The organism is Parvibaculum sp. (assembly GCF_030651915.1).
GTDB lineage: Bacteria > Pseudomonadota > Alphaproteobacteria > Parvibaculales > Parvibaculaceae > Parvibaculum.
In genome coordinates this window covers 94,523-107,986 of record NZ_JAUSBV010000004.1, presented here as the reverse complement: position 1 = coordinate 107,986, position 13,464 = coordinate 94,523, and the positions used below count along the sequence as shown (strand labels likewise).

General features: G+C 64.8%; 7 protein-coding genes. 4 read left to right on the top strand and 3 right to left on the bottom strand.

Annotated elements, in window-relative coordinates; all coding sequences use genetic code 11:
* Positions 1 to 61 precede the first annotated feature (61 nt).
* Positions 62 to 1,324 (top strand): cytochrome P450, encoded by a 1,263-nt coding sequence (locus Q7V31_RS04265; protein ID WP_304732639.1) that lies wholly within the window; start codon positions 62 to 64, stop codon positions 1,322 to 1,324.
* Here Q7V31_RS04265 and Q7V31_RS04260 read toward each other — a convergent pair.
* From Q7V31_RS04260 to Q7V31_RS04250, 3 genes are read right to left on the bottom strand one after another with little or no spacing between them, the layout of a single operon-like run.
* Complete coding sequence (locus tag Q7V31_RS04260) at positions 1,293 to 6,575, bottom strand: hypothetical protein (protein WP_304732599.1); 5,283 nt, start codon at positions 6,573 to 6,575, stop codon at positions 1,293 to 1,295. The two genes, Q7V31_RS04265 and Q7V31_RS04260, sit on opposite strands and share 32 nt — an antisense overlap.
* Positions 6,572 to 8,086 carry a hypothetical protein gene (locus Q7V31_RS04255; protein WP_304732598.1) on the bottom strand — a complete coding sequence of 505 codons (1,515 nt, stop codon included), beginning with the start codon at positions 8,084 to 8,086 and terminating at the stop codon, positions 6,572 to 6,574. Before Q7V31_RS04255 ends, Q7V31_RS04260 begins: the two co-directional genes overlap by 4 nt.
* Before the next feature lie 21 nt (positions 8,087 to 8,107).
* Positions 8,108 to 9,163, bottom strand: coding sequence for an OmpA family protein (locus Q7V31_RS04250; protein ID WP_304732597.1), 1,056 nt, complete (start codon positions 9,161 to 9,163; stop codon positions 8,108 to 8,110).
* A 140-nt stretch (positions 9,164 to 9,303) separates the two neighbouring features.
* Between Q7V31_RS04250 and Q7V31_RS04245 the strand changes: the two genes are divergently transcribed.
* The 3 genes from Q7V31_RS04245 to Q7V31_RS04235 all read left to right on the top strand — a co-directional run bounded on the left by Q7V31_RS04245 (position 9,304) and on the right by Q7V31_RS04235 (position 13,439).
* Positions 9,304 to 10,878: an alpha/beta hydrolase fold domain-containing protein gene (locus tag Q7V31_RS04245; protein WP_304732596.1), complete on the top strand. Its 1,575-nt coding sequence runs from the start codon at positions 9,304 to 9,306 to the stop codon at positions 10,876 to 10,878.
* A gap of 158 nt (positions 10,879 to 11,036) precedes the next feature.
* Positions 11,037 to 11,981 carry a MoxR family ATPase gene (locus tag Q7V31_RS04240; protein ID WP_304732595.1) on the top strand — a complete coding sequence of 315 codons (945 nt, stop codon included), beginning with the start codon at positions 11,037 to 11,039 and terminating at the stop codon, positions 11,979 to 11,981.
* Between the two features lie 9 nt (positions 11,982 to 11,990).
* A complete protein-coding gene (locus Q7V31_RS04235; RefSeq protein WP_304732594.1) occupies positions 11,991 to 13,439 on the top strand; it encodes a VWA domain-containing protein in 1,449 nt (482 codons plus the stop codon).
* Positions 13,440 to 13,464: the final 25 nt, after the last annotated feature.

The following is a 13,464-nucleotide window of genomic DNA, read 5'->3' as shown; positions in this document are numbered from 1 at the left end:
GCCCATGAGCGAAGCGGATGCAGGAACCACCGGCCGGGACTACACGCGCAAGAACGCCGACATGGCGGCCAAATGGAAGATCGATGTCGAACGCGATCCCTGGTCGATCCCGCTCGCCGAGCTCGATCCCGCCCATGACGATCTCTTTGCCGCCAACAAGACCTTGCCTTATTTCGAACGGCTGCGGCAGGAAGACCCCGTTCATCTGAACGAGACCGGGCCTTACGGCCGCTACTGGTCGGTGACGAAATACGAAGACATCATGCATGTCGACACCAACCACAAGATTTTCTCCTCCGACATCCGCAATGGCGGCATCCGCCTTGGCGGCCTGCGCGTCGAGGGCGAGCCCGATCCCTTGACCCATCTGCCGATGTTCATCATGGAAGATCCGCCCAAGCATGATGAGCAGCGCAAGGTCGTGCAGCCGATGTTCACGCCACAGAACCTCGCCGCTCTCGAACCGCTGATCCGCGAACGCGCCGGGCTCATTCTCGACGAGCTGCCGCGCGGCGAGGAATTCAACTGGGTGCGCCAGGTCTCGGTCGAGCTGACCGGCCGCACGCTGGCGACGCTTTTCAACGTGCCGCAGGAAGACCGCCACAAACTCATCCACTGGTCCGACACGGTCGAGCGGATCGGCGACCCCGAATATTTCGAGACGCCGGAAGATGCCTTCAAGGAGCTGTGGAGCTGCTGGGAATATTTCGACGGCGTCTGGAAGGACCGGCTGGCCAATCCGGGCTCGGACCTGATTTCGCTGCTGGCGCATGGCGAGTCGACCAAGAACATGTCGCCCAACGAATATCTCGGCAACATGCTGCTGCTGATCGTCGGCGGCAACGACACGACGCGCAATTCGATCACCGGCGGCGTGCTGGCGCTCAATCAGTTTCCGGATGAATACCGCAAGCTGCAGCAGGACCCGGACATCATCCCCAACATGGTCTCCGAAATCATCCGCTGGCAGAGCCCGGTCGCCCATATGTGCCGCACGGCGCTGGAAGATACCGAGCTCGGCGGCAAGCAGATCAAGAAATGGGACAAGGTCGCCATGTGGTATGTCTCGGGCAACCGCGACGACAGCAAGATCGAGCGCGCCAACGAGTTCCTGATCGACCGCGAAGGCGCGCGGCACCATCTTTCCTTCGGTTTCGGCATTCACCGCTGCATCGGCAATCGTGTCGGCGAAATGCAGCTGCGCGTGCTCTGGGAAGAGATCCTGAAGCGCTTCAAGAAAGTCGAAGTTGTCGGCGAACCGAAATATCTGCGCTCCAACTTCATTCGCGGCATCACCGAGCTGCCTGTGATCGTCCGGGCATAGCGTCAGCGGCCCTGACCGGTCCCCGGCGGCGCGCCGGGCGCCAGCCGGACAGGGCCCGCCGCTTCCGGCGCAAGGGTGCGGCCGATGCGGAGCGCGGCGCCGCGGCGCCGAAGGGCTCGACGACGATATAGATATCGTGGCCGGTCTCGATCGCCTCATTGGGCGAGACGCCATAGCGGGCGAGGAACTCCATCGGCGATTCCTTGGCCTTGAAGAAATTGCCTTCCACCATGCCGCGCGCATTCATCCGCAGCGGCCGTTCGCCGCCCAGCCTCACTTCCTTGATGCGGAAGCCGGCCTGGTTGAGCGCCGACTCGGCATAGCGCACCGAATGGGTGTTGGGCAGATATTTGGTCCAGTCGGCGCCATAGACGCGTTTCATCCAGGCGATCTGAACGCTGGTATTGGCATTCTCGACATTCGACATCTTGATCAGCTTCAGCGACGGGTCGCCATAGGGGATGTCGAGATTGTGGAAGGCGCGCATGTTGAGCATCGCCGCCGAACTTGTTCCGCGCTCGCCGATCATCGGCACTTTGACATTGTCGAAGAAGTCCGGCAGCAGCTTGGCTTCCATATAGGACCAGGTCATCTGTTTCGAACCGGCAAATTCCGGCAGCTCGGCAAGGCCGAGCTCGCGCTCGACGACGGCGACGTCGTCGCCGCCATTGAGGAACTTGTCGGTGCTGAATTTCTTGCCGTCGCCTTCCAGGACTTCATGCCTGAAGGCGACCGGTTGCTCCTTGCCGTCCTTCATCACCTGTTTGGGCAGCCAGTGGTCCTCGGCCGCCTCGTCGAAGGCGCCGGGCAGCGGGCGCTTGACGCGTTTGCGTTCGTTGGCCAGCGCCTTCTGGAATTCGGCCGGATCGCGATAGGGCTGCAATTCGATCACCGCGCGAACATCGGGGTCGGCAGCGGCCTGGCGCAGGATCGACGGATCGGCTTCGATCAGTTTCTGAAAATCCGCCCGGCCGCCCAGATGCGCGATCTTTTCGTAGGACGTCCTGTCGAGGCCGCGTGCCCAGGCCGGCACACCGCCGGCATCGCCGACGACCCCGTCGGCGATGCGCAGCGCCGCTTTCTCGGTCGCGTCAAGCGCCTTGAGGCCCGCCTCGGCGGCGAGGCGGCGCGCATCGAAGATCGCGTTGGCCACGTCGACGCGCTGCGGCTCGGGCAGGTTGCGGACCTTGCCGATCGAGCTTTCGGCCAGCCGCTCGCTCGCCGTCAGCGCCTGGGTTTCGAGCAGGCCCATCGGCAGCAGGTCGTTGTCGGCGGCGAGCTTCCGCAAGCTGGCAATGCCGTCGGCATCGGCAAGATGCTCGAAGCCGTCGAGATCGGTATAGGTGCCCTGCCGCTGAAGACGCGAGAAGAAATCCTCGCCGGCATCGGCGGCGCGGTCGATCCAGACTTTCAGCCGCGCGAGATCCGCCGGTGTCGCTGCGCCGGTATAGCTCCGCGTTACCAGCTCCATCACGTCCAGCGCGTAGAATTCGTCGACCAGTTCATAACCGAGACGCTGGACGGACACGCGCTGCAACTCGTCGACCAGCGCAAAGCGCATCAGGTCGCCGCGCCCGCTCGTCACATCGTATTTTGAAATGATCGCGTGAATTTCGGATTCGGTCAGGCCGGCGCGGCGCGCCTGATCGACCGCGGTTTCCACAACCTCCTGTGCCGCCGCCGTGTGGGCACCCTTCAGAAGTTCGTTGCCTTCCGCGGCATCGATCGCGCGGTTCTGCGCGAAAGCTTCCTGCGCAAGCTGCTGCGAGCGTTCATAGGCGGCGTCGGCATCGCGGCGCAGACGGTCGAGTTGATCGGCGTTGGCGCTGGCGGCCTCGGCTTCTGGAAGCCGCTGAGGCTCGGCGCCCGTGGCCGGCGATGCGCCATCGCCGGGCTGGCCGACGCGGATCGTGTCGTCGGCGCTGGTGCTGCGCGGCGCGGGCGTGGCCGGTGTGCCCAGTCGAACTGTGTCGTCGCCGCTGCCGGTCGCAGGGTCCGGCGGCCCGCGCGGCTGCGATGGCGGCGTGGCCTGCGTCTTGGTCAGGTCTTCGATATCCGGCAGCTTGCCGGGATTGGCCGGATCGATCAGATCGTCGAGTTCAAGGTTCGAGGCGCGCTGCACATCCTTGCCGTCGGGAAAGTTCTTCGCAAAATCCTCGGCCGGAACTTTCGGTGGTTCGAGCTGCACCAGTTTCGGCGGCGCGGCCTGGCCGACGCCGGTGCCGATGCTCACTTCGCCCAGCAGTTTGCGCCCGCGTTCGATGGAGCGTGCCTGCGAGACAAGGCGCTTGCCGCCGCGATAGACGGCCGCCGAAGTCCCGCCAATATCCTTCAACCCCTTGAGGAAATCGGCGCCCGAGTTGAAAGCGACGCTCGGCAGCACGTCGAGATAGAGCCCGGCCGAAATTTCCGCCCAATGGCGGTCTTCGGCGAGCGCCTGTTCGAGACGCGCATCGCCGAGTACGGCATGGGCGCCGCGCGCGAAGCGGACTTCCGCCGTGGTGTTCAGCTTGTGGCCGATCTCGGTGTAGAGCACATGGGCGGCATTGGCGACATCGGCCATCGTCGCCACGGTGCTGAAGAAAAGCGCTTCGTAAGCGACTGCCCAGCCGAGGAGACCGCCGCCCGCCGCCGCGGCCGATGTGCCGATGGTCACGGCAATAACGAGGACTTTCGTGTCCTGCGCCGAAAGCGATTGCTGATCGGCCAGCGCCTCGGCAAAGACCGGCACGCCCGCCATCCAGGCCCGCGCCACGCGGTCGGCCTTCCAGGCATCGTCGCGTTCGCCGCGAATGGATTGCGCGGTCATCAACCGGCTGCGCGCATAGCGATTGACGGCGGCAAAGCCGCGCCCGGTCAGCTCGACCAGTTTCTGGTGCTCGCCGCAGGTCTTGATCCCCTGCGCCACGCCAAGCGCGGCGCGCAGCGAGGCCAGATATTCGCGCAGCATCTGCCGCGTCGCGTCGAGGCGCCATGCCTCGGCGGCGGCCGCGTCGAGGCCGAGTTCCTGTTTCAGCAGATCGTCGCTTGCATAGCTGAAGCTGAAGGAGACGGTCTTGCCGTTCGGCGCTTTGACGTCGATCGTCGAGAAGGGATGGTTCGGCGCATAGGACGAGGGGATTTCGGCGCTGGCGCGGAACCCGTATATGGCGGCGTCCGAGCGGATTGCGCTGACTTCCTCGATCTGGCGCGTCATCATTTCGATGAAGGCTTCGCGCAGGATCAGCATGGCGGCGTGATCGCCGACCAGCATGTCGAGCGAATAGGTTTCGCCGCCGCTGAAGGCGGTCGGGCTCTGGATGACGCCGGCGGCGGCGTCGCGGCCGAGCCGGGCGCTGCCCTCAAGCCACCCCTCACCGGGGATCGCGCCAAGAAGCTCCTTGCCCGTGGCGCGCTTTGCCGCGTCTGCGAGATAGACCTTGCTTTTGAATGTTGTCGCCTTGCGCCGGGCCAGCGCATCGAAATCGACAGGCGTGTCGATCGGCGCTCCGGTGCAACGTGCCGCTTCCATCACGGCGCGCGTCCATGTCAGGTTCTGCGCCGCGCCGAGGCCCGGCGTCGTGTGCCGCACAATCTCGGCCGGCGAATTGACGACCATTGCCTGGGCGTGGAACGGCTCGGTGCGCAAAATGTCGGTGGCGATGCTGACGCCGCGGATCGTGTCGCCGTCCTTCACCGTCACGCGCCAATCGTCGCCGACCTCCGGCAGGTCCATGGCGCCGCCGGACGCCTCCTGTCCCTTGTCGACAAGGCCGATGGGCGGCGTCCGGTAAATATGGATCGGCTTGACGTTTTCGACATCGCCGCCGGCGAAGCGCACAGCCTCGCGCAGTTCGGCCAGCGCCTCGTCGTCTTCCTTCGTGCGCGGCAACCGCTTGGCCATGATCGTGCGGTTGCCGGCAAAGACATGCACGTCGTCATTGACCCAGAGCTGAACCGGCAACTCATCGGCAAGCAGCGGCGCCGCCGTGCGAAACTCTAGATAGATTTTCTCAGGCATCAGCACATGGTCGGTGCCTTCGGTCTCGCCGCCGACCGGCCGCGTCACCGCGAAATCGGCGACGAAGTCGCCATAGCGCAACACCCAGCTTCCCTCGGCGCCGTTCAGCGTGAAGCCCTTGCGGCCCGGCTCGGCCGGGCGCTTCAGCTCGGCGCGGATCAGGATCCAGTCCTTCTCGTAGATCGCATCCATCGTCGCTTGAAGGAGCGCCTCGTTGCCGAAGCCCTCGGCCAGCATCTGCTGCTTCAGGTTCCGCCGGATATGTGTGAATGCGTTGTCGAGGATCAGCTGCGCCGTCGGGCGGTCGCCATATTGCGAGCGTTTGGCCTCGACGAAATATTCGACATCCGCATCGAGCGACTTCAGTTCGGCCGTTTCGCCGGGCTCGGTCGGCAGCTCGTCGCCGACGACCAGCAGGTAGCGGCGATCGATCAGAATGCCGGCCGATGAACCATCCGCCTTCCAGGGATAGGGAAACTTTGCGCCGAGATATTCGCGGATGGCGAGCTGGTCCTCGCTCGGCGCCACGATGTGAATGACCGGGCGCGGGCGATACCAGGTTTCGATGCCGGTCTGGTAGGCGCGGCCGGTGCCGTCGCCCGCAAAGCGGAAATCGGCGATGCGGCCGCCTTCGGCCTCGTCGCGGCCCGTGACCGCGTTCGCCCATTGCTTCCAGGCGCCGGTCATCGCCTCGTCGCCGATGTAAAGCTCCAGTTCGACCTTGTGCTTGCCGACGGGCTCGTCCTTCAGAACCTTGAATGTCTCTTCGGAATCGCCATGGGCCAGCGTGATCTTTGCCGGCCCTTGCCATTCATAGGGCGAGCCTGCGCCGACGGATTGCTCCTCGCCGAGTGGCGGCTCGACATATCCTTCCGCGCCCGGCCATTGGCCTTCGAGCGTCACATTCAGCGTATCGCCCGAACGGGCGAAGCGGGTTGAACGCAGCGTGTATTCCTGTTTGGTCTTCGGATGCGTCAGCACGACTTCGGCGCTGCCTTCGCCGTCCGCCACCGTCGCTTTGCCCCGCACCCGGCCGAGAATGCGGTCGTGATAGGCGACCTCCCATTTCCCGGCGAGTTCGACCGGCGGCGGGTCATCGTCGCCGAAAGCCCCCATCGCCAGCATGGCCGCCCCGGCCAGCGCCGCCGCGCCGCCGACACGGGCCACGGCCATGCCCGCCGGCGTGCCGAGCGCCGACAGCTTCAAGGCACCGAGATCGGGCAGCGGAATGTCGAAGCCGAAAAGTTTCATCGCCCGCCTCCATAGGTGACGCCGGCATGGGTCAGGACCAGCGTGGCGCTGCGATAGAGTCTCGGATTTTCCTCGGTCCGCTGAACGATGGCCGAATATGTGCCGTTGATGCGCACACTGTAGGTGTCGCCCGGACGATCCTCCTCGAACAGCGCCTCGACATGGAAGGGATGACCGAAATGAATGCCGTCCACGGGCTCGAAGACATATTTCGGCATCGCCGCCGCGAGATCGTCCTCGTCGAGCCGTTCGGGCGGCTCGGGCGCGTCGAAGCGCGGCACAACGAGTGAAAGCCGCGCCGGAATTTCATCGGGCGGTGTCGCCGTGCCGCATGGATCGTCGATCTTTAGATGTTCGTTCAGATCCGGCATCATTGCATCCGTCTCGTAAGCGCGAAAGAAAGCGCGCCCGCCGAGATGGGTGACGGCGTGTTGTGGTGCGTAGTAAATCGAAACGGGCGGCGATACGCGCGGCCTTCCTGCCAGTTCGTTGCTCCAGGTGCCGAGCGACAGAGAGCAGTTGTAAAATCGCTCGGCGTCGTTTGCCTCGTTCATCGCAGCGGCTTTGATGCGCTCGTTGAGAACTTCCATCTCGGCTTCGAGTTCGCGTATGCGTGCGATATTGTCGTTTCCCAGACCGCTGCCGGGCGGATAGCTTTCCAGAATCGCGACCTGACGCTCACGCTCGGCGTGGGTGGCGACGAAATCCACTTCCAGGTCGTAAATGGCGTTCTCACGCCTGTCGATCAGCTCCGCGAAGCGCTGGGTGTAGCTTGCGTGGCGCCCGAGAACGTCGAGAAGACGCTTCTGGTATTGCGGCAGAAATGTTTCCCTCAGTTCCGCTTCGGCGCTCTTCCAGAGGTCATGTCCGCCCTGCAGATATTTCAGGTCGGCTTCGAGGCCGTCCCGGACTTTCCCGGTCATCGACGGCGGCGTCACGCCGATCTGCTGGGCGATCGTTGCCGGCCGCGCGGCGAGGCCGTCCTTTGTTTCGTTCAGTCTTGCGATGTACCGGTCGTAGAAAACTTCCGCGATATTCCGCACCATTTCGTCATTGAGCCTTTCGGCGCCCGGACCGTAGTCGATGCTTCGGGACAGTCGAGGCGGGCGCGCCACCTGCCATGCATCGGAAGCCCGCAGGTGGTTCAGAGCGGCGGAATCATCGATGCTTTTCACCGGACCGACGATGCGCGCATTTTCCCGCTTGAAAGATTCCGCAATCGCGGTCTGCGCGCCGCCATCCGCGAATGCCGCCATCGTCCGCGCGCGGGCTTCGCCGACCTCCGCGATCATGCGGTCGATTTTTTCGCTCAGCTCGGCGAGAAGGCGGCGATCGTTCTGGCTCAGGGTAAGCGCCGGCGCCGGCGCGGCGCTGGGCACACCCGTCACCGGTCCCGGCATCACGGGGACCGGCAACGCCGGCTGCTGGAAGGTCTGCGCCAGCGCCGGTCCGCACAGCATCGCCGTCAGGGTCAGTCCCGCCGTCAGCGATCGTGCGACTGAGTGGTTCATGCCGACCTCCGGGCCGTGAGCCTATTGCCGCACCAGTTCCACGCGCCGGTTGAGCGCGCGGCCGTCTTCGCTTTCATTTGTCGCAACCGGCGCCAGCAAGCCGACGCCGGCCGCTTTCAGCCGCGCCGCCGCGATGCCGTGTTTTCCGGTCAATGCCGCAACGACGCTTTCGGCGCGGCGTGCCGAGAGCGACATGTTGTGGTCGTAAGCGCCCTTGCTGTCGGTATGGCCGACGACATAGAGCTTCAGGCTCCCGTCATCCGTCAGCAGCTTGGCGATCTCTTCAAGCGTTGCGCCGGATTCCGGTTTGATGGTCGCGCTGTCGGTGTCGAAATAGACGCCGTAAAGCGCGATGCGGCCGGTCTCGGCAATGGCCTTGGCCATGGCGGCCGCCTCGACCAGCACCATGCGCTGTTCCATTTCGCCGGTCTCGATCACATCGAGCAACACCAGCGGTTTCTTCGCCGTCATCCGGAACTGGTCGAAACCTTCGATGGCGATGGCGAGCGACACATAGATCGCGCCTTCGGGCCGGTCGAGCTTTGCCGTCAGCGCGCGCACATCGTTCGGCTGCGAAAATGCATATTGCGTCACCTGACCCATATTGTTCAGCGGCACGCGCTTCAGCAGGGCGCTGGTAATCAGATAGGAGCCGGCGCGGGGCGCATCGGGACCGTTTCCGCATTCCGCGCCGCCGCATTCGAAGATGGTTTCAAAGCCGGCGTCGGCCAGTTCCTTCCGGTAGTTGCGCATCACCTCAAGCGTCGAACGTCCCTCCGGCGCCACATAGAGAATGCGGGTATGCGCGCCTTCGACGGTCTGGGCCTCGGTGAGTTTCGGGGCGAAACTCCGGTGGGGGCCGGTTGCAATGTCGAATTCGTCATAGGCGCGCGTGTGGTAGCCGATGATGACGGAGTCTTCGTAGCGCTTGAGCAGCGGGTGGTCGCTGGCGCCGTCGACATCGTTGGCCGCTGCGGTGCCGGCCAGCGCCAGGCCGATAATGACCGCCAGAGCTGCGCTGCGATGCCAGACCCCTGCGCGCCGCGCCCGGGTGTTTTCCTCGCTCCGCAATGTCATCGGTCTGCCCTCCCTGCTGCGCCGGTGGCGAAACCGCCCCTTTTCACAAGGGGTAAGGCCGGTTTGCCTGTTCTGTCCTCATCAAAAGTGATGATAGGGTAGGGCCGCGGGACAACGGGTCCCTGCTGGCCGGGGCGCCGATGGAAAACGCAGTCGAGACCATTCCTCTTGCCGAGGCGGCGGGCTTCCCGCGGCCGGCTGTCTGGTGCGGCGAGGCGGAAGCCGAGGGCCCGACGGTCCTGTATGTCTATGGCGGCACCTTCGCGATGAACCGGGGGCCGATGCACAGCGTCGTTGCCGATCAGATCGCCCGCAATGCGCGCGGCCGGGTGCTGATGGTCGATTACAGGCTGGCGCCCGAACATCCCTTTCCGCTTGCCATCGAGGATGTGGTTGCGACCTACAAGGCGCTGCTGGCACGCGGCGTTGCGCCTTCGAAACTCGTCGTGATGGGCGACACCGCCGGCGCCGGTATCGCGCTGGCCGCTCTCATCGCGCTGCGCGGCGAGGGTGCGCCGCTGCCGGCGGGCTTTGTCGCGCTCTCGCCCTGGGTCGATCTCACAATGTCGGGCGGTTCCTATGTCGAGAACATCCGCACCGGTCGCTTTGCCTCCGACGTCGAGGTTCTGGCCATGCTGACGATCGACTATCTGCAGGGCGCCGATCCGCGCCATCCGCTGGCCTCGCCGGTCTTTGGCGAGCTAACGGGCCTGCCCGAAACGCTGATCCATGCCGGTGCCGACGACATTCTGCTCGACGATGCGCGGCTGCTTGTCGAGGGGCTGCGCCGCGTCGGCGGGCGGGCGCATCTCCATGTCTGGCAGGGACTTCCCGACACCTGGCAGCGCCTCCAGCCGCTTTCGCCGCAGGCCGCGGCGGCGCTTGCCAGCATTGGCCAGTTCGTGCGCCGGCGCACCGGCGCGACGGTTCGCAGCGCGGCCGAAAAGCAGCAGCTCAGCGACGCCTATGCGCGCGGGATGTCGGAATTCGTGCAGCCGCACATGGAGGAACGCTTCGACCAGCTCTTCGAATGGGCGCGCGACCACGATCCCGACTGGGTCTGGCATTTCATGGAACGGCGGCTCGAATTCGGCGCGCTGGTCACGCAGGAGCAGATCGAGCATGACTGGCTGGCGCTTCTCTTTGCCGACGCGCCGGAGGCGATGCTGCTGCTGAGCGCCAGCCGCCATGTCATTCTCGCCAATCGCCGGGCGCGCCGGGTGCTGGAGAGCGGCGACGTCTTCATCCACAAGAACGGACGGCTCACCGGGGCCGACGCGCAGAGCGAGGCGGCGCTTGCGATCCTGATGGATCAGGCCTTCGGACTGGTCAGTACAGGGAGTAATTTCGGACCCGCCGACCGCTACGGGCGCGCCGTCAGCGGCAAGGGCGAGGTCTTTCTGCTGCGCTGCGAGCGCATCCAGCCGCCGGCCGACGGCTCCGGCGCGCCGCCGATCGCGCTTGTCCGGATTTTCGAGGAAGGGCGCCGCCGCCGGGTCGACCGCGATGCGCTTTCGGCCTGGTACGGCCTTTCGCCGCGCGAGGCGGAGCTTGCGGCCGCCTTTGCCGAAGGCGCGAGCCTGGCCGACTTCGCGCGCGCGCAGGGCCTTTCGATGGCGACCGTCCGCACGCATTTCGCGCATATCAAGTCGAAACTCGGCGCGGCGGATCAGGCCGCCGTCGTCGGCAAGGTCATGCGCGCGGCCTTTGGGTGAGCCGCGGGGCGTGTGCAGGCCCGTTCGACGCCGCTCGCGCGGTGAACAGGGCGTCACCTCTTTGGCATTGCCCGTGTCTCGCGCGCCTGTGCTACGCTTGTGGTAATCGCAACAGGTTAACGCAGGGAAGGGGTGGCTTTCCGCCCCCCGCAATTCGCTTGAGCACAGAGAAAAAAAACGCCGTCGCCGAAATCGAAGCCGTCCGCAAGGGCTTCGAGACACGCGGCTATATCTGCAACGCCCATATCGCCACCTCGATCTTCCTCGCCGAGCAGCTGCAAAAGCCGCTGCTGGTCGAAGGTCCGCCCGGCGTCGGCAAGACCGAACTGGCCAAGGCCACCGCCGAGCTTGTCGGCAAGCCGCTGATCCGCCTGCAATGCTATGAGGGCCTCGACGAGGCCAAGGCGCTTTACGAGTGGAAATACGGCAAGCAGCTTCTCTACACCCAGGTGCTGAAGGAAAAGCTCGGCGATCTGATGGCCGGCGCGAACGGTCTCAAGGAGTCCATGACGCGGCTGCATGATTTCGACGACACGTTTTTCTCGGAAGAATTTCTCGAGCCGCGGCCGCTGCTGAAAGCGCTGTGGCAGCCGGGCGGGGCGGTGCTGCTGATCGACGAAATCGACAAGTCGGACGATGAATTCGAGGCCTTCCTGCTCGAGCTTCTTTCCGACTATCAGATTTCGGTGCCCGAGCTCGGCACCATCAAGGCGCGCACCACGCCCATCGTCTTTCTGACGTCGAACAATACGCGCGAAATTGGCGACGCCCTGAAGCGCCGTTGCCTGCATCTCTATATCCCCTTCCCCGACACCGATCTCGAGCAGCGCATCATCCGCTCGCGCGTACCGGAAGTCGAAGAGGAGCTGCGGCGTCAACTCGTCGCCTTCGTGCAGGGCTTGCGCAAGCTCGACCTGAAAAAGCTTCCGGCGGTCAGCGAAACCATCGACTGGGCGCGCACGCTGGTGCTGCTGCATGCCCGCGAACTCGACGCCGATCTCGTCCGCAACACGCTTAACGTGCTGCTGAAATTCCAGGACGATATCGACAATGTCGATGGCGAGATCAATGCACTGGTGTCGAAGGCCGTGCAGGCGGGGTAGGGGGCGCCCATGACCGAAGTCCTCGGCGATTTCATCCGCGCGCTGCGCTCGGCCGATGTCCGTGTCTCGACCTCGGAATCGATCGATGCCGGCCGCGTTGTCGGTCTTGTCGGCCTCGACGACCGGCGGACGCTGCGGGATGCACTGGCGCAGGTGCTGGCCAAAAGCGAAGACGAAAAAGCCGCCTTCGAGGAAACCTTCGACGCCTTCTTCGCCTTCGACCAGTTCAAGAGCCGTCCGCCCGCTGCCAATGACGACCGCGCGGACGCCGCCGACAGCGCCGAGGCCGATGGTGGCGAAGGCGATGACGGCGAGGGCGAAGACGGCGCGCCGCAGCAATCGGGCAGTCCGTCGGCGCCGGGTTCGGGCGGCATGGGCGGCGAGCCGCAGGGCGAGGCGACGCCTGCCACCGATCTGGCCTCGCTGCTTGAACGCGGCGATCAGGCCGAACTGCAGATGGCGCTGGCCGAGGGCGCGCGCCGGGCGCAGCTCAATCGCATCCGCCTCTTCACCCAGCGCGGCATGTTCACGCGCCGCATCATGGAGCTGATGGGGCTCGACGGCCTCAACGACGAGATCGAACGGCGCGAGCGCGATGGCAATGCGCCGGGCGCTGAACGTCTCGCGGAGTTGCGTGAAGACCTGCGCGGTCAGGTCCGCGACTATGTCGAAAAGCAGCTTGAAATCTTTACCGCTAATTCGGGCCGTCAGTTGCGCGAGGAGGTGCTGGCCAAGGTCCGCCTGTCCAATATCGATCGCAGCGACATGCGCTTCATGCGCGAGCTGGTGCGCAAGATGGCCAAGCGTCTGATCGCGCTGCATTCGCGCCGCAAGAAAGTGTCGCGGCGCGGCCAGCTCGATATTCGCCGTACCATCCGCGCCAATATCGAATTTGACGGGCTGATGTTCCACACGGTCTGGAAGCGGACGAAAATCGACCGCCCCAAGGTGATGGCGATCTGCGACGTTTCGGGCTCGGTGGCACAGGTCGCGCGCTTCCTGCTGATGTTTCTCTATTCGCTGCAGGAAGTGCTGCCGGGTGTGCGCAGCTTCGCCTTTTCGGGCCGGCTCGGCGAGACGACCGATCTCTTCGATCGCGAGAAACTCGAAGATGCCCTTGTCGACGTGTTACGCGATTTCGGCGGCGGCTCGACCGATTACGGTCAGGCCTTCATGGATTTCGAGGAGATCGCGCTCGACGATGTCGATCATCGCACCACCGTTCTGATCCTCGGCGATGCGCGCTCCAACTATGGCGATCCGGGCGGCGACATTCTGAAAAAGATCCATGCCCGCGCGCGCCGCGTCGTCTGGCTCAATCCCGAACCGCGCACGATGTGGAATTCGGGCGACAGCGAGATGCGGAGGCTCCAGCCCTATTGCGACAAGGCGGTCACCTGCGCCTCGCTGAAAGACCTCGAGCGTGTCGTCTCGGAGCTCTTGCGCAGCGCCGTTTGAGGCCCGCCGATCGGCGTCAGATCGC